21 protein-coding genes are annotated in these 15,408 nt (G+C 49.4%); all 21 read left to right on the top strand.

The genetic code is table 11. The features are described 5' to 3' along the window. Positions 1–6: 6 nt before the first annotated feature. The 21 genes from GYMC10_RS26595 to GYMC10_RS26505 all read left to right on the top strand — a co-directional run bounded on the left by GYMC10_RS26595 (position 7) and on the right by GYMC10_RS26505 (position 15,403). The gene (locus GYMC10_RS26595; protein WP_015737363.1) at positions 7–456 is read left to right on the top strand and encodes a hypothetical protein; all 450 of its coding nucleotides are present in this window, start codon (positions 7–9) and stop codon (positions 454–456) included. 20 nt (positions 457–476) lie between these two features. Further along, positions 477–719, top strand: coding sequence for a hypothetical protein (locus GYMC10_RS26590; protein ID WP_041622059.1), 243 nt, complete (start codon positions 477–479; stop codon positions 717–719). Between the two features lie 12 nt (positions 720–731). Continuing rightward, positions 732–911 carry a hypothetical protein gene (locus GYMC10_RS26585; RefSeq protein WP_015737362.1) on the top strand — a complete coding sequence of 60 codons (180 nt, stop codon included), beginning with the start codon at positions 732–734 and terminating at the stop codon, positions 909–911. A gap of 103 nt (positions 912–1,014) precedes the next feature. Continuing rightward, positions 1,015–1,452 (top strand): DUF6838 family protein, encoded by a 438-nt coding sequence (locus GYMC10_RS26580; protein WP_015737361.1) that lies wholly within the window; start codon positions 1,015–1,017, stop codon positions 1,450–1,452. Beyond that, positions 1,449–1,622 (top strand): hypothetical protein, encoded by a 174-nt coding sequence (locus GYMC10_RS32675; protein ID WP_015737360.1) that lies wholly within the window; start codon positions 1,449–1,451, stop codon positions 1,620–1,622. The genes GYMC10_RS26580 and GYMC10_RS32675 overlap by 4 nt, the downstream gene beginning before the upstream one ends. After that, complete coding sequence (locus GYMC10_RS26575) at positions 1,623–2,942, top strand: phage tail sheath family protein (RefSeq protein WP_015737359.1); 1,320 nt, start codon at positions 1,623–1,625, stop codon at positions 2,940–2,942. It begins immediately after the preceding gene. 1 nt (position 2,943) lies between these two features. Further along, on the top strand, positions 2,944–3,402 hold the full coding sequence (locus GYMC10_RS26570; protein ID WP_009594586.1) for a phage tail tube protein: 459 nt from the start codon (positions 2,944–2,946) through the stop codon (positions 3,400–3,402). A 29-nt stretch (positions 3,403–3,431) separates the two neighbouring features. Then, a complete protein-coding gene (locus GYMC10_RS26565; RefSeq protein WP_015737358.1) occupies positions 3,432–3,854 on the top strand; it encodes a phage tail assembly chaperone in 423 nt (140 codons plus the stop codon). Between the two features lie 194 nt (positions 3,855–4,048). Continuing rightward, on the top strand, positions 4,049–6,031 hold the full coding sequence (locus tag GYMC10_RS26560) for a hypothetical protein (protein WP_015737357.1): 1,983 nt from the start codon (positions 4,049–4,051) through the stop codon (positions 6,029–6,031). A gap of 1 nt (position 6,032) precedes the next feature. Beyond that, entirely contained in the window at positions 6,033–6,752 is a 720-nt protein-coding gene (locus GYMC10_RS26555; RefSeq protein WP_015737356.1) for a LysM peptidoglycan-binding domain-containing protein, read from the top strand. A gap of 12 nt (positions 6,753–6,764) precedes the next feature. Beyond that, positions 6,765–7,730, top strand: coding sequence for a hypothetical protein (locus GYMC10_RS26550; RefSeq protein WP_015737355.1), 966 nt, complete (start codon positions 6,765–6,767; stop codon positions 7,728–7,730). A gap of 6 nt (positions 7,731–7,736) precedes the next feature. Further along, entirely contained in the window at positions 7,737–8,033 is a 297-nt protein-coding gene (locus GYMC10_RS26545; protein WP_015737354.1) for a DUF2577 domain-containing protein, read from the top strand. After that, positions 8,030–8,443 (top strand): DUF2634 domain-containing protein, encoded by a 414-nt coding sequence (locus GYMC10_RS26540; protein WP_015737353.1) that lies wholly within the window; start codon positions 8,030–8,032, stop codon positions 8,441–8,443. The genes GYMC10_RS26545 and GYMC10_RS26540 overlap by 4 nt, the downstream gene beginning before the upstream one ends. Then, positions 8,436–9,494: a baseplate J/gp47 family protein gene (locus GYMC10_RS26535; protein ID WP_015737352.1), complete on the top strand. Its 1,059-nt coding sequence runs from the start codon at positions 8,436–8,438 to the stop codon at positions 9,492–9,494. The genes GYMC10_RS26540 and GYMC10_RS26535 overlap by 8 nt, the downstream gene beginning before the upstream one ends. Then, on the top strand, positions 9,491–10,036 hold the full coding sequence (locus GYMC10_RS26530; protein WP_015737351.1) for a YmfQ family protein: 546 nt from the start codon (positions 9,491–9,493) through the stop codon (positions 10,034–10,036). The genes GYMC10_RS26535 and GYMC10_RS26530 overlap by 4 nt, the downstream gene beginning before the upstream one ends. Then, entirely contained in the window at positions 10,037–12,667 is a 2,631-nt protein-coding gene (locus GYMC10_RS26525; RefSeq protein ID WP_015737350.1) for a hypothetical protein, read from the top strand. Between the two features lie 12 nt (positions 12,668–12,679). After that, positions 12,680–13,261: a hypothetical protein gene (locus GYMC10_RS26520; RefSeq protein ID WP_015737349.1), complete on the top strand. Its 582-nt coding sequence runs from the start codon at positions 12,680–12,682 to the stop codon at positions 13,259–13,261. 19 nt (positions 13,262–13,280) lie between these two features. Further along, complete coding sequence (locus GYMC10_RS32065; protein ID WP_015737348.1) at positions 13,281–13,418, top strand: XkdX family protein; 138 nt, start codon at positions 13,281–13,283, stop codon at positions 13,416–13,418. A 290-nt stretch (positions 13,419–13,708) separates the two neighbouring features. Continuing rightward, positions 13,709–14,161 carry a holin family protein gene (locus GYMC10_RS26515; RefSeq protein WP_015737347.1) on the top strand — a complete coding sequence of 151 codons (453 nt, stop codon included), beginning with the start codon at positions 13,709–13,711 and terminating at the stop codon, positions 14,159–14,161. Beyond that, complete coding sequence (locus tag GYMC10_RS26510; RefSeq protein ID WP_015737346.1) at positions 14,148–14,933, top strand: glycoside hydrolase family 73 protein; 786 nt, start codon at positions 14,148–14,150, stop codon at positions 14,931–14,933. Before GYMC10_RS26515 ends, GYMC10_RS26510 begins: the two co-directional genes overlap by 14 nt. A gap of 203 nt (positions 14,934–15,136) precedes the next feature. After that, the gene (locus GYMC10_RS26505; RefSeq protein ID WP_015737345.1) at positions 15,137–15,403 is read left to right on the top strand and encodes a hypothetical protein; all 267 of its coding nucleotides are present in this window, start codon (positions 15,137–15,139) and stop codon (positions 15,401–15,403) included. The last annotated feature ends 5 nt before the right edge of the window (positions 15,404–15,408 follow it).

Below are 15,408 nucleotides of genomic sequence, written 5' to 3'. Positions count from 1 at the left end.
TACCAAATGGAATACAAGGGTAGAGAATTAATCTGTACAGAAGAGGAGCTTCAACAGTTTATCGTTGGGTTAACCGTTATGCATCAAGTGTATAAGTTCACTGACAAGTTCAATGGACAGTTTATTCATAACCCGACTGGAAATGATAACGCACGTTATTATGTATTACAGGTCGGAGACAGGACGTTTCTTCAACCTCATGCACCATTTGAAATGGGAATTGTTCCGATTACGGAGGAGAATGCGCTTGAATACATTGAGCGTCACGCGGACGAGTTAACCGATATGGTTATATTTGAAAAATTCGCTGTTCAACCAGAAGATTCCCTGGAAGTTCTAAAAAAGAAAAACTCTGAATTGCAAATCATAGCTGACGAGTTAAAACAACGCAATGCAGCAATGCAAGACGACCAACTTTTTATACTCGAAGCACTCGCAACTGCAGGCATTATTTAAATATCTGGGAGGTGATTTTTTTGCTGACAGCAAGACAACGCATGGTACGAGGTTATGGATTCGCAATCTTTGAAGATGGTACTCGAAAATTCAATTCCGTAGGACACAGCTACCACGAGGACATTAAGGCATATGCAGCCGCTAATTTTGGAAAGGACAAGATCGACGGTGCACTTTCTACTGAAAGAATTACTGAAAATGAATATCAGGAAACGTTATCACTTATTGGAACTGACCAGGCAAATGAATGGTCTGGTATTTAAGGAGGAAGAAGCATGGAGGAAAACACGCAGGATATCCGACAGCTTGCTAAGCTGCGATTGCAGGAAATTCACGCGCAAATGTACGTACTGAGCGAAGAAGCTAGAATTATTAATGGTTTTCTTACTCTGAGAGATCAGGAAGAAGCAAATACTAATTCGACTGAGGTCCAGATGGAACATTTCGAAGAGTAACTGTTGGATCTCGTCGCACTTCCATTAACATGAAAATGAGTTTGTGAAAACTTGGGATTATTAAAACATCGGCATTTCGACCTGAAGAGGGAGGTGATTTAGTATGATCTTGCTGGAAATGCAGAGTTCACTGAAAAGAACCTTACAGACAAAGTTTTCAGATATCACAACGCAATTGAGAGAAGACAATGAACTATTACCACCAGCCCCATACTTCCAAACCGAGCTAACCCTAGCCGAGTTCGAGCCGATATCGCAACGACGATATACGGCTCGTTTTCGTTTCAAGATCCATTATGTTCCGGTAACTGGGAAGCCAGTGGCTACGATCATGGACGAGATGCTTGAATCGTTGACTTCACTAGATGTTGAAGGCCGTCCATGCCGCGCCTCATCAGTGGCTTGGGAGCAGCCAACGGGGAATGATGGGACATCGGGAGAAGGATATTTTCGTGCAGAGTACGTTATTCAGCTGACGACCGATCAGGTCGAAACGGAAAGCAAGATGCAAACATTGAAACAGGGAGGCGGTTTGAAATGAGTAAAAAAGAAACAGCACCGACGTTCAACAAACACCAGCTGGTACAATCCAATCAATTTAGTAATCGCGAAAAGGATGTGCTTAGCGCCATTCTCGAAGTGGGCAAAACGTACACCGTTCAGCAAGCGAAAGAGCAACTCACCACATTTTTGAAAAAGGAGGTCATCTAAATGGCCGGAGGAACATGGACAACACCCAACAAAGTAAGACCAGGCGTTTACACCCAAATCTCATCGCAGGAGCAGCCGATCGGGCGAGTAGGTGAAAGGGGGATTGCCGCACTGGGCTTGTCCCTTCCATGGGGAGAGCCGCAAAAGATTCTGACGATCAAACCAGGTACCAATCTGGTTGATGTGCTGGGTTATGATATCACGGCACCGCAGCTGCTTTCGGTAAAAGAAAACCTCAAGCGTGCTGGCACACTTCTGTTGTACCGCTTGAACAGTGGCGTACAGGCGGCCGGTTCTGTGGCCGGACTGAAAGCAACTGCTCTTTACGGCGGAGAGCGTGGGAATGACATCCAGATCGTTGTTGAGCACGCGGTGGATGATCCCCGCAAGTTTGTGGTCAGCACGCTGCTGAGCGGCAAAGCCGTGGACAAGCAGCTTGTAGCTAGTGCAGCCGAACTGCAGCCGAACCTGTACGTAACCTTCACACCGGATACCGGCGATTTGGCGGCAACGGCAGGTTTTGCACTGACTGGCGGCGCAAACGGCACCGTGACGAACCAAGAGCATGTGGACTTCCTTGCCGCGCTTGAGGTCCAAGACTTCCAGACCGTTGGCCTGTTGTCTGCAGACCCAACGCTCAAGTCCTTGTATACCGCTTTCGTCAAGAGGCTTCGCGAGCAGGACGGCAAGAAGGTACAAGCTGTATTGCCAGACTATCCAACTGCGGATTATGAAGGAATCATCTCCGTGAAAAATGGCGTTGTTCTCACCGACGGCACCATATTAGACAAGGTGAAGGCGGTGGCTTGGGTCACAGGAGCCACCGCTGCGGCAGCGGTCAACGAATCCTTGACGTATGCGGCTTACGATGAAGCGGTGGATACCGATGTTCGTCTAAGCCATACGGAGATTGAAGCGGCACTCACGAAGGGCGAGTTCTTGTTCAGCTACAGCGGCGGCAAAGCCGTGGTCGAGCAGGATATTAACAGTTTTACATCGATTGAGCCGGCCAAAGCGCGCCATTTTTCCAAAAACCGTGTGGTCCGCGTCCTGGATGGCATTGCGAATGATCTGAAGCTGATTTTCGAGAAGTCCTATATCGGGAAGGTAGACAACAATGTGGATGGCCGGACGCTGTTTTGGGCGGAATGCGCGGCGTATTTTGCGTCTTTGCATAACATCGGGGCTATCCAAAATTTCGATGCGAACGAAGATATTGTGGTGACGCCGGGCACGGAAGGCGATGTGCTATTTGTGGATATCAAGGTACAGCCGGTGGATGCGATTGAAAAAGTATACATGAAAGTGAAGGTGGTCTAAGATGGCATTTTTGCGGGCAAGCGACACGATTTCGGGGCAAGAGGGCAAGGCATTCGTCAAGATTGGCGACCGTATGGAGGAAATGTTCTACATTAAAACACTGGAAGCTACGGTGGAGAAGGAAAAAGCTGAGCTGAAAACGATGGGCCAACGCGCTGTGCAGCACAAAGCCATTGGCTGGAAGGGCAGTGGCACGATGACCATTTATTACGTGACCACGCTGTTCCGCGAGCTGATGATGGAATACATTCAGACCGGCAAAGACGCCTACTTCATGATCGAAGTGCGCAACGAGGATCCGGGCTCGTCGACGGGACGTCAGACGGTGATTTTGGAAGGGGTCAACCTGGACAGCGTGATTATGGCATCTCTAGACACGGAAGCGGAGGCACTGGAGGAAGAAGTGGCCTTCACGTTTGAGAATGTGCGGATTGAGACGCCGTTTAACCCATTGGCTTAATACTTATTCATATATGAGGAGGAAGGAATATGAGCGATTTTAGTATGTTTTTTGCTGGCCAGTCGTCTGCGGAGATCACGGAGGAATTCGTGGTCTCTGTTCGTTTTAAGAACGCAGAAGGGAGCCCCGTTCCTTGGAAGCTGCGCAGCATCACGGAGGAGGAGAACCAGGAGTGCCGCAAAGCGGCTACGCGTAAGGTCAAGGGTAAGAATGGCGTCTTCACGCCGGAAATCGACCCGAACGACTATATGGCGAAGCTGATGGTATCGAGCGTCATTTACCCGGATTTGAAAAACAGCGAGCTGCAAAAATCCTACGGCGTGCTCGGTGCGGAATCCCTGCTCCGCAAAATGCTGCTGCCCGGCGAGTTCGCCGCGCTTGGCGAGCGGGTGCAAGCCCTGAACGGTTTTGACCGCGATATGAACGATCTGGTGGATGATGTAAAAAACTAATCAAAGAGGGCGACGGAGACGCGAACTATGCGTACTACGCCCTCCACGAATTGCACATCCTTCCTCACCAGCTCATGGCGATGTCGGTCCGGGAACGGGCCGCCATCTATGCCATGATCTCGATGCGGGTGGAGAAGGAGAAGCTGGAGCGAGTCCGGAAGCGGAGATAGGTTGTAGAAGAAGGGGGTGAAGGAATGGCGAGTGTAAAGGATGCGCTGTCGTACTTTAACAACATGGCCAATGATGTGTTGGTTGGTCAATGGCTGCAGTTTGAAAAGGGATACGAACAGGTTGTCAAACAGATTACTAAGGCTAAGGAAGAGCAAGAAAAATTAACGCGTTCAACGGCAAAATCTGTCTCGTATAAAGAAAAAATGCTTCAGATGACCGAAAAAGTCGTGGATGGAATCGAACAAATGAATCAAAAAATGGGAGAAGGCGAGAAGAAAGCGAGCGCCCTTAGCAAAGCTTTAAAATTTGCCAAATCGGCATATAAAGCGGGAGCAATTGTCGTCAAGGCGACTATTGCTCCTGCTGCTCAGGAACAGAAGCTAGAAGATCTATTTAAAGTAAAATCAGGCAATGCAGAAGTGGGAACTGCGATGTTTCAGACTTTTAAGAATAATGCGCTGAAGACGGGCTCGGATGTTAATCAATCTCTAGAAAACGCACTGACCTTTATGTCGGCAACCAAAAATTCGGATCAACTCACGCAGCTTACTGGCTTTGCCGATCGAATGAGCATGATGTCGTCAGGAAACAAGAGTTCTAAAGATGCAACAGAGGCAATTATGAGTGCAATGCGCGGAGATACTAGTTCTTTAGCGAAAAATTTTAATATTCCTGATGCCCAAATCAAAAGTTTCAATGCGGAAATTACCTCATCTAAGGGCAATTTTACTGCGTTTCTCTCATCCATGGATAAGCTGCTTCAAAAATCCGGCATGACGCAAGAAGCATTAGGCTCAATGATGGATTCTCCCGTTAACAAGTGGCAGAAGCTGCTGGGACTAGTGGATAACTCGTTTGTTCAGATTGGAACTGGAGCTTTGGCAGCCATTATGCCGTTAATGGAAATGATAAGTGCCGCATTTGAATCAGGAACATTTCAGCCGTTCATTGATGCTTTAACAATTGGGTTATCTGTATTGGTCCAAGTGTTTATGTGGATTGCAGAACTGGTGCCACCGGCATGGGAATTTATTAAAGGTGCGATTTCTGGCGTAGGAATGGCAATCTGGAACGTTATCAGCATATTTATGGGGTTACTGCCCATCATTACGTTTGCAGCTGTATTACTAGGAATCCTCAATATTGGGCTAATAACCAGTAGAATCGTTGCTTTAGGTTATGGAGCCGCTCAACTAGCTGCAGCTATGAAAACGAATCTCTTAACGGCAGCAACCAGCATCCAAGCCGGAGCAATGAGGATTCTTAATATGATTATTAATGCGAATCCACTTATGTATTTAATTGCTTTAATTATCGCCGTGATTTCAGCATTCGGTGTTTGGAGTGTAGTCACACAAGGACTGAAAAAGGTCTTTAGTAACGTGTTCGGCTTCATTGTCGATCTGGCGCAAAACACGGTCAACACGGTCATTTCCGTCATTAACGGGATCATTAAAGGTGTGAACGCGGTAGCGGGCTTTTTCGGTAAAGTTCTAGGCGTAGATACCAAGCAAATCGCCGAGATTGAGTATAAAGCAGACTTTACGAATTTTAAGGATACGGGACAGAAAGCGATAGAAGATTTTTCGATGGATACCTTCAAGGATAAATTCATGCCGGATAAGAACTTGGGCAAGAACAACGAGGATCTTTTAAAACAATACAACAACGGCAAAACCGGATACGATGTTACCGTTCCGAAAACCACCCCAACCCCGTCCATGCCCGCCATGCCAACGGCCCCAATCCCGGTAGCCCCTGCGGGCGGCAGCATCGATTCCATTGGTAAAGTGGATAACTCGGTGGACGTGGCGAGCGAGGATCTGAAAGTGATGCGCGATTTGGCGGAAGTGAATGCGATCAGCAATATGATCACCCTGACGCCGACTGTGCAGATGACGACGGGAGATATTAATTCCGGGGCCGATCTGGATACGATCATGTCGAGAATTAACCGGACGCTGGAGGAGCAGTTTGTGTCTAGTGCCGAGGGGGTGTACTTGTAGCATGAGCGATTACGGATTTTTTCTGAGCTTCAATAACCAGGAGGAGGTTTTCCGATTTCCGGTGAACCCTGAGCGGATTGACGTCAAGGATAGCGGTGAAGGCAAATCCTATACGGTCGCGGGGCTAGGCGAAGTGAATGCGATTCTGCATCCAAAGCTGACGGAGATCTCGTTTGAAAGCTTTTTTCCGGGGAGAGTGTACCCCTTTGTACATCTAGGCTCTGACCAAAAGCTGAAGCTTCCGATTGAATACGTAAATACCATTAAAGGCTGGATGGAGTCCCGCCGACCTGTTCGCTTTGTTATGACGGGGCTTGTTCCCGATCCGCTGAGCGGTACGGATGGCAAGAATGTGGTGCGGGCGATGAAGTCTTTTGGCATCAACATGGCGGCCTCCATCGAAAGTTTCAATTGGAATACGATGTCCGGATCGCCGGAAGATATCGAATTCTCGATCACGCTTAAGCGCTATGTGTTCTATGGGGCACGCAAGGTTATGCCGGTTAAGGACAAAAAGGCCGCTGCGGTGAAAACCAAAGACAGGCCGGATGACCGCAAAAAACCAACCTCTTATACGGTTACCAAAGGCGACACCCTGTGGAGTATTGCTCAAAAGCTGCTCGGCAGCGGTTCCCGTCATGCGGACATCCAAAAACTAAACGGAATCAAGGACCATGAGGTCCGGAAGCTGGCCGTCGGCCGGGTTCTGAAAATTCCTTAAAGAGGTGGCGCCATGATCGAACTGATGATTGACCGCAAGAACGGAAGCGTGTGGGATTTGGTGCAGATCGTAACCGACATCACATGGAAAACAAGCCGTCAGGCGAAGCCGGCAAGTCTGGATATCAACTATGTGAACGATGGCCTGGCGCAGAGCAAGGCATTCGAAGTGGAGAACGGCGACATTGTGCGCTTCCGCAAGGATAACAAGGATCTGTTTTATGGGTATGTTTTTTCCAAAGAGTGGGGCATGGACGCCCAGGTCAAGGTGATGGCTTACGACCAGCTGCGCTACCTGTCCAGCAACGACACCTACCGGTTTACGAATGCCAAGGTGGAGGATATCATCCGGAAGATCGCCAAGGATTTCAATCTGAAGACAGGAACGCTGGCCGATACGGGCCATACGATACCTGCCATGCTGGAAGCGGACAAGAAACTGATCGATATCATCTGCAAGGCTCTGGATTCCACATTGATCGCGACTAAGCAGTACTATATGTTTTACGACCGGTACGGCGAACTGACGTTGACTAACATCAACGACATGCTGCTCATGCTTGCGGTGGGAGAAGACAGCCTCATGACGGATTTTTCATATAAAAAAAGCATCGACAACGAGACGTACAACCGCATCAAAGTCGTGCGGGACAACAAGCAGACGGGCAAGCGGGACGTTTACCTATATCAGCACGGACAAAACATTGCCCAGTGGGGCCTGCTCCAGTTATACGAAGTCGCTGACGAGAACATGAATCCGGCTCAGTTGAAGCAGTTAGCGCAAAATTTGCTGGAGCTGAAGAACAGGGAGCAGCAGACGCTGTCCATCGAGGCTATCGGGGATTTACGGGTCCGTGCCGGAAACACGATCTATGTGAATCTGCCGGAAGAAGGCTTGAAGCCGTATCTCATCGATGAGTGTACGCATAAATTCTCGGACGGTACGCACACGATGTCGCTGAATATGAAGGTGGTGTAAGCAGGGATGCTGGATATTATCAAAAAAGCCAGTCTCAGCGCCGTGGGTAGCACAAACCCGATGGCGGTGCTGTACGGCACAGTAACATCAATCTATCCTCTGGAGGTGAACGTGGATCAGCGTTTCAGCCTGACGGAGGATTTTTTAGTTATCGGAGAGTCGATGACCGAGTACAAGCTGAACATTGGCGGCGCGGAGTATGTGATTCGAAAAGGGCTGGAAACGGGAGACACGGTGCTGCTCATACGTTACCAGGGCGGGCAAACGTATCTCGTGCTGGATCGGTTGGTGAAGCCGTCATGATCCCGCAAGGAGGAACGCTGCAGCCGGGTAGCGAGATCGTGGAAACCTTGGAGCAGCCTAGTTTGACATATGATTTGAATCTGGAGGAAGGGACGATATCCGGTCACATTGACGGGCTTGAGGCCGTTAAACAGGCTGTCGTCAAAATCCTTCAGACTCGCCGATTTGAGCATCTGATCTACAGCAGCAACTATGGGCAGGAGCTGGACTCCGTCATTGGCCGCGACCCGCTGTGGGCCTATTCTGAAATCGAGCGGCATATCAAGGAAGCGCTGCTGCAGGATGATCGCGTGTTGTCGGTGGATGACATGAATATTACGTTTACTGGCGAGTTGGCCATGGCAGAGTTTACGGTCCGAAGCGTGTATGGCACTTACAGTATGACCAAGGAGGTGAGGGAGGATGGTTGAGGAACAGACGTATGAAGCCATTCTGGAGCGGATGCTGGAGCGCATCCCGGAGGGTATGGACAAAAGAGAGGGCAGCATCATCTACGATGCGTTGGCGCCTTCTGCGGCTGAGCTTGCCCAGATGTATGTGGAATTGGAGTATTCCATGAACCTGAAATTTGCCGCTACGGCATCGGGCGAATTTTTGGATCGGAGCATTGCCTGGTCGGGACTGACCCGAAAGCAGGCTACAAAAGCACAGCTGCTGGGGCAATTTTCGGGCAGTAACGGCGCCCCGGTGGATGTGCCCATAGGGAGCCGTTTTTCATTGGATCCGCTGAATTACAAAGTCATGACCCGGCTGGGTGCGGGGCAGTATGTGCTGGAATGCGAGACAAGCGGGAAGGAAGGCAACCGCCGATTCGGTTCGCTGCTTCCGCTGGAATACGTAGAAGGCTTGGTAAAGGCCGAGCTGGTGGAGCTCTGGGTACCTGGCGAAGACACCGAATCGGATGAAGCGTTATATGACCGTTACCGTGAAAAAATCTCCCGGCCCGTAACCAGCGCGAACCGGAATCAGTATGAGTTATGGGCGAGGGAGAAAGCCGGGGTCGGCAAGGCCAAGGCTTTTCCGTTATGGGACGGACCCGGCACGGTCAAGGTGGTGCTGCTGGATAACGAGATGCGTTCGCCTACGCCTTCCGTAGTGGAATCGGTGCAGCAGCATATTGATCCGACCATGGATGGCATGGGGGAAGGGGCAGCTCCCGTCGGTTCGGTGGTCACCGTTGTAGGGGCGGCTGAAGTGCCTGTAAATATCGAAGTGCAGGTTACGCTGCTCAATGGGGCAGGTATAGATGGCGTGCAAGAAGCGATTGAGCAGGGCGTTCGCCAGTATTTGAAAGACCTCGCCATGTCCGACCCGTTGGTTCGGTATAACCGGATCGCCAACGTGATTTTGGATACTCCGGCTGTCATCGACTACGAGGTATTGACCGTGAACGGAGGAACGGACAGCATTCCGATCCAACAGGAAGCGGTAGCTGTCCTGGGGACGGTGACGGTCCGATGAGTAAAGCCGAAGCCTGGCTGGGTTACTTGCCGTCCTTTTATCACGATGTTCGAGAAATGAAAGCCATTGCCGGAGCCGAAGGGGCTGAGTTGGACAAGCTGACGCAGCAATTGGAGGATCAGTTAGACCAGTATTACCCCGAAACCGCTACCTGGGCGCTGTCTCGATATGAGCAGGACCTGAACATTCCGGTGAATTTATCCAAGCCGATTGAACAGCGGCGGTCGGTGATTATCTCGAAAATGCGGGGGAGCGGGAAGGTGTCTGCCAGCATGCTCAAAAATGTGGCACAAGCCTATGAGCGGGGCAGCATCGAGGTATCCGTCCAGCCGGCGGAGTATAAAGTGACGATTCATTTTCGAGATACGCTGGGCATTCCGCCAAATCTGAGCGATTTGAAGTCGGCCATTGAGGAGATCAAACCCGCCCATATGGCGGTCGATTACGCTTTGCGTTATCTCACCATTGCCGAGGTAGAGAGCATGACGTTCGAGGAAATATCAGCAACGACACAAGACAGATTGTTGGGAGGAGGAGCTTAAATGACGAATCCGGTTACGCCGAATATCGGGTTGAACAAAATCGATCGAACCTCGCCGTCCACGACGTATTTCGATCTGGAGAAGTATATTGATCAGAACGCGGATGCTGTAGATCGGTTCGCGGGTGAAAGCAGTGAGGCCATCGGCGCTCTAGAGAAGCGTCTGGATACAGAAGAGCGCAGGGAAGTCCTACTTCAGCCTGGGCTTCAGATCGTGAATGCGGAGCGGAGCGCGCCTTTTAAGTTGAGTGGGATTAAGGGGCGGACGTTGGTGAATTTGTTGGGGCGGGATGGGGATTTTGAATATGTTAATCCGTGGAAGGCTTATTCAGTCAAGGGAACGCCTACAGTCTTCAATAACGAGATTACTGTTATCGGATCGGGTGAAACCACAAACCCGCAAATCAGCAGAAATTTAAAAGCGGCTTCAGTTCCCAAAGTAGGCGACAAGCTGTTTATTCGGGCTATTGCAAAGACGAAAAGCGCCTGTGAAAGCCTGAGAGCTTACTTATACATCAGTACGCCAATAGGCACAAGACACGGGGAAATCATCTTAAGTTCCCCAACGGTGGATAAACCGTACGCGCTTTATAAGAGCTTTACGGTTACGCAGCACCTCGTCGATAACTGGGGGACAACTGGTTTTATACTTGTGGCACAGCATACCAGCGCTGCAGCTGCTAAGGATACGGTAGCTGTATACTCACAAGCTGCCCTATATGTTGTGGCGACACAGGATCTCGGATTGACAGATGACGAGCTGGCGGCAAAGTATACGTATGTCAATAGCGTTCAGCCTGTACGTAATCCGTATGCGATCCGGTACGGGGAGAATTTGTTGCCATCATTTTATGAATGGAATATTCACGCACAAGCAAAGGCCAGCGGCCCGTATACTCTTTCCCTAGCAAGCACAGCAACTACACAGAACACTTATATAAACATCCCAGTTATGCCGAATACTGATTATGTGCTTTCCGGAGTTGTTACCGGAGGTACGTCGACAACGGGTGGTTATATAACTGTTGGTTGGGTCGACGCTACGGGTACTACTTTTATTTCGTGGGAAGGCGAAATATACACCGGGGGAAGTCCTAGGAAGATTCATTCCCCTGCCAATGCAGTTTACGCTCAGGTTGTATGTACCACAACGGGGGTTGGTAACTACGAGTTTGCGAATGTAATGTTATCCGCTGGCCCCACCACCAAACCGTTTAAACCACGCGAAGACTCCATGCTCGCGCTGCAAACGGACTTATTCGCCGATCCGCTGACAGGTGCGAATGCTGACGAAGTTTTTGAAAAGGACGGGCAGTATTTCAAGTTGGCGAAATGGAAGAAGGTTTCATTGGATGGATCAATAACGTTGGGCATCGCAGCACATTTTGCAGGATTTAAAGTCCTTCAGACTGACCAATACCCGCATCCGCTTCCGAGATGGATTAATTATTCTGGAGTAGCGGTAAAGCATGATGGAAAAGTATTAAAAACAGCAACTTTTGGTGGAGCTTGGGCAGCAAATGGCCCGGATACGATGGAAACAGCAATAGATGGAAGATTTTATATTTCTGTTTCCAACGCTGACAGTGGTTGGGGCGACAACTACACGCCGACAGTCGACGAGATTAAGGCGTATTTTATGGGATGGAAGATGTACGACGTGAACGTAGACCCGACTGGTGGCGGTGTTTATAACCGTAATGACGGTGTAGGTAAATGGTGGTGCCCTATCGATAGAAGTACAAGCGGTGTTCAAGTTTTACCGACAACAAAGGTTCCCTCTGTTCCGTCCTACCAACTCGTATACCAACTCGCAAAACCAACTGTCGAGTCTATCGTTTCCGAAGGTATGCTGACGTTTAATGAAGGCGATAATCAGGTCGAAGTTAGGACGGGGCTTGTGGTACGTGAAAGTGCGATACCTGTCGTTTCGGGGAACGGATACTATTGGATCAACGGGAGGACTACTCCAAGTTATCCCCTGAAAAATAGACCGAGCAGAATATTACACATTTACAAGAACAATCTGCATAATGTGGGGTGGGTTAATAGTCCGGTAGATGCGGGCTATTATGACACATACGGACTCGTTCAAACAAGGATTGAAATCGAACTCTTTGATCCTTCCGCATCCTATTCCATCACGTATCTGATGTTGGACACATCACCAATCGTTCCATTCATCGGATCGTATGCGGCTAACGAAAAGGCCATGCTCCAAGAATTAACCGATACTGTGCAACAGAATGCGACCGCTGTTTCCGTGCTTATGAATAAAAAGGTGGATAAGGACGCGCCAGGATGGATTACACCGACATTGTTGAATGGATGGACTCGTGGGGATAATTTTGCTTATCAAAAAATGTCGAATGGGATGGTAATATTTCGAGGAAATGTTGGAAATGGGACATTGTCCTCAACAATACCGTTATTGACATTGCCAGTTGGATACCGTCCGAAGCAGGTCCTATACTTTCCTGTGTCTGCTAGGAATGGCACAGGAACTACAGGGTACGGTATGCTCCGATTCCTAATCCATCCAGATGGTACAGTCACTTTGTTTTCGCAGAATGATATGACTGTGGCAACTATTGTATGGCTCAATAACGTTGCTTTTCTAGCCGAACAATAAAGGAGGCACCACATGAAAGCAGTACCCAAAGTAAATATAGACGGCCTCTATTTAGAGGACACGCTTGTGGACGATACCTTTTCTGGTGTCGTCCCTTTTTATTCCAACATGGAACAAGGAATATTAGATGTGCTAACGACAACAGAAAACGTAACTCAACCAGATGGCGAAGCACCCAACGATTATGAATCCAATATCACCGGTTACATCATCGGCATCCCGGTGACTCCCGGCTTGTTCCGCCCACGCTTTGATCTCGCAGCCTGGAATGCATACGAGTCTGCCGTAAGCGCAGCACAAGATTCATTCCAACAAGCCTTGTCAAAGTGGCACGCACTCCCTGAAGAGCAGCGCGGCGACATGCCGGTGCTGGAGTCTCCGACTCAGCCGATACTTTGGGTAGAAGGGTTAACCCCAGAGGAAATCGAGGAGCTAACCAGACCTCAACCAATAGAGCCTAATGAAATGGATCGCTTAGGGAGCGAGATGGTAGCGCGGGAACTGGAGGCCTTGGAGCTGCGTCAACAGAACGAGGCACAGGGCGCTCAAATCGTGGGACTTGAATTGCGGTTGCTGTCACTTGAAAATAGCTGATCGAAAGGAGCGGGAGACGATGTTCGAGAACGATTTTGAACGCTTGAAGTATTACTATGAAAAAAAGTGGGCACAGAAGTCTCAAATGAGACAGTATGTTGCGTTTGGCGTAATCACCTCGGATGAATATGAAGTCATCACTGGCGAGGCATATTAAACGCTGCATTGAAAGGCCTAGCATGAAGGGCTTCAACGTAGAAGGCGGAATCGTGCTGGAGAAGCGGAGCGGTCGCCTTTGTCCACGGATTTTAACCCTATCTATAAAGGTACAAAAAAATCTGGGGGCAACAGCGATCGGAAGCATGATCCGCATGCGAAGTGATGTACTGCTTAAAAGGTGTATCTGTGTATTTCTGTTAAAACAACTATGAATAACCTCAATCCAAGCCCTCGGCTCCCCCGAGGGCTTTATCACACCTTCAAAACCATATCAAAGGAGGAAGAATTATGTATGAGCACATCGGTCAGTTTTTTAAGATGCTGGTGGCGGGGACGGGGGCCGTAACGGGGTACGTCTGGGGCGGATGGTCGCTGCCGCTGCATCTGCTGTTGTGGTTCGTGGTGATCGATTGGTTGACCGGATGGGGCGCGGCCTGGATGAACGGCGAGCTGCGCAGCCGTATGGGTTATACTGGAATCGCACGCAAAATGACCATTTTTCTCATCATCGCCCTGATGCATCTGGTGGACCGGGTGCTGGGGGAGATGAATTATTTTCAGAATACGGTGATCTTCTTCTATCTCGCGAATGAGCTGCTGTCCATTATTGAGAACGTAGGAAGAATGGGGGTACCGATCCCCCAGTCCCTGCGTAATGTGGTACAGGTATTCCAGATCAAATCCGAAGAAGGGGAAGAGCCAACCGCAGGAAAGGAGGAGAAAAAGGATGAAGCCCTCTGATTTTATAGCCAAGCTGGCACCTATAGCTGCTCAGGACATGCGTCAGTACGGGGTACCCGCTTCGCTTACGCTTGCCCAGGCAATTCTGGAATCCAACTGGGGAACGAGCGGCCTGACGCAAAAGGCGAACAATCTGTTCGGCATCAAAGGAACCGGCCCGGCGGGCAGCGTGACCATGCAGACAACGGAATACCGGGGACAGACGCCCTATACGACTCAAGCCTCATTTCGAAAATACAACCATTGGCATGAATCGGTTGCCGATCATACCCGGCTGATCCTGAACGGTACGCGTGACAAGCCGCAGCGCTACCATGGCGTGTTATGGGCGGATTATAAAACGGCGGCAACGGAGATTTGGAGAGGCGGCTATGCCACAGACCCCAATTATCCCAAAAAGCTCATTTCCATTATGGAGCAGCATTCGCTCCATCAATATGATGTGCCAAGTCCGGAGGAGGAGGAACGCATGAAAATCGAACAATTAACGGCCGAGCTGCAAAAAACACAGGACCAGGTTCGGCAGCTTAACGAGCAATATGCCTCGGCAATGAAACTGCTAACCGAGCAGGGCAATGCCATCAAGCAGATGAATGCCAGGCTTAAGGCGGCGGAGACGGATAAGCCTGCGAAGGTTCCATCTTGGGCGGAACCGGCGGTACAAGCTGCAAAACAGGCAGGAGTACTTCATGACCCTGAGGGCAGCTTCGATTTTTACCGGATCATGACCGTGCTTTATCGTCTGGGGATTATCAATAAAGAGAGCAATTGAAATCTGAGTTTTCTGTAGGAGACGGTTCCATCTAATTAACATGGCAGGGGTTTATTCTTTTGAATGACTTTGGATACAACTTGAACTTGAAGTATAAGGAAAACAAAATAAGAAACCGCTTGGTCGCCAATAGGCGGCCTTTTTATTTGGCACGGGTTTTACAGGGAAAATCCCTGATTATATAAACCAGAAGGAGAACAATCATGATGGCAAAGTATCTGTTAACGCATGTAGAAGGGGAGAAAGCTTATCCGGGTGTGGAGGAATTCGATGGGGATATTCATGCTTACATGGAATCAAAGGCATTGTATATCCGTACCATTCCCTTGACTAGCGGTGTGAACGGAAATTATGTCTACGCCGACGGTCAGAAGGACCGCTTCGGTGATTCCGTCACGCTGGGACTGCTGACTTTTGTGCAGAATACGATCCCCGCCCGGCATATTCGCTGGATTATTGCCCCGTTGTAGAAGGA

The organism is Paenibacillus sp. Y412MC10 (assembly GCF_000024685.1).
Lineage (GTDB): Bacteria > Bacillota > Bacilli > Paenibacillales > Paenibacillaceae > Paenibacillus_AQ > Paenibacillus_AQ lautus_A.
The sequence above is the reverse complement of the archived record's forward strand: the minus strand, read 5'-3'. Positions and strand labels throughout refer to the sequence as shown.

Bases quoted from the DNA above. Each gene is read 5' to 3' on its own strand.
- GYMC10_RS26555 (WP_015737356.1), top strand. From the start codon at position 6,033: ATGAGCGATTACGGATTTTTTCTGAGCTTCAATAACCAGGAGGAGGTT.
- GYMC10_RS26565 (WP_015737358.1), top strand. From the start codon at position 3,432: ATGAGCGATTTTAGTATGTTTTTTGCTGGCCAGTCGTCTGCGGAGATC.
- GYMC10_RS26530 (WP_015737351.1), top strand. From the start codon at position 9,491: ATGAGTAAAGCCGAAGCCTGGCTGGGTTACTTGCCGTCCTTTTATCAC.
- GYMC10_RS26540 (WP_015737353.1), top strand. From the start codon at position 8,030: ATGATCCCGCAAGGAGGAACGCTGCAGCCGGGTAGCGAGATCGTGGAA.
- GYMC10_RS26505 (WP_015737345.1), top strand. From the start codon at position 15,137: ATGATGGCAAAGTATCTGTTAACGCATGTAGAAGGGGAGAAAGCTTAT.
- GYMC10_RS32065 (WP_015737348.1), top strand. From the start codon at position 13,281: ATGTTCGAGAACGATTTTGAACGCTTGAAGTATTACTATGAAAAAAAG.
- GYMC10_RS26525 (WP_015737350.1), top strand. From the start codon at position 10,037: ATGACGAATCCGGTTACGCCGAATATCGGGTTGAACAAAATCGATCGA.
- GYMC10_RS26575 (WP_015737359.1), top strand. From the start codon at position 1,623: ATGGCCGGAGGAACATGGACAACACCCAACAAAGTAAGACCAGGCGTT.
- GYMC10_RS26585 (WP_015737362.1), top strand. From the start codon at position 732: ATGGAGGAAAACACGCAGGATATCCGACAGCTTGCTAAGCTGCGATTG.
- GYMC10_RS26545 (WP_015737354.1), top strand. From the start codon at position 7,737: ATGCTGGATATTATCAAAAAAGCCAGTCTCAGCGCCGTGGGTAGCACA.
- GYMC10_RS26595 (WP_015737363.1), top strand. From the start codon at position 7: ATGGAATACAAGGGTAGAGAATTAATCTGTACAGAAGAGGAGCTTCAA.
- GYMC10_RS26515 (WP_015737347.1), top strand. From the start codon at position 13,709: ATGTATGAGCACATCGGTCAGTTTTTTAAGATGCTGGTGGCGGGGACG.
- GYMC10_RS26520 (WP_015737349.1), top strand. From the start codon at position 12,680: ATGAAAGCAGTACCCAAAGTAAATATAGACGGCCTCTATTTAGAGGAC.
- GYMC10_RS26550 (WP_015737355.1), top strand. From the start codon at position 6,765: ATGATCGAACTGATGATTGACCGCAAGAACGGAAGCGTGTGGGATTTG.
- GYMC10_RS26535 (WP_015737352.1), top strand. From the start codon at position 8,436: ATGGTTGAGGAACAGACGTATGAAGCCATTCTGGAGCGGATGCTGGAG.
- GYMC10_RS26510 (WP_015737346.1), top strand. From the start codon at position 14,148: ATGAAGCCCTCTGATTTTATAGCCAAGCTGGCACCTATAGCTGCTCAG.
- GYMC10_RS26580 (WP_015737361.1), top strand. From the start codon at position 1,015: ATGATCTTGCTGGAAATGCAGAGTTCACTGAAAAGAACCTTACAGACA.
- GYMC10_RS26570 (WP_009594586.1), top strand. From the start codon at position 2,944: ATGGCATTTTTGCGGGCAAGCGACACGATTTCGGGGCAAGAGGGCAAG.
- GYMC10_RS26560 (WP_015737357.1), top strand. From the start codon at position 4,049: ATGGCGAGTGTAAAGGATGCGCTGTCGTACTTTAACAACATGGCCAAT.
- GYMC10_RS32675 (WP_015737360.1), top strand. From the start codon at position 1,449: ATGAGTAAAAAAGAAACAGCACCGACGTTCAACAAACACCAGCTGGTA.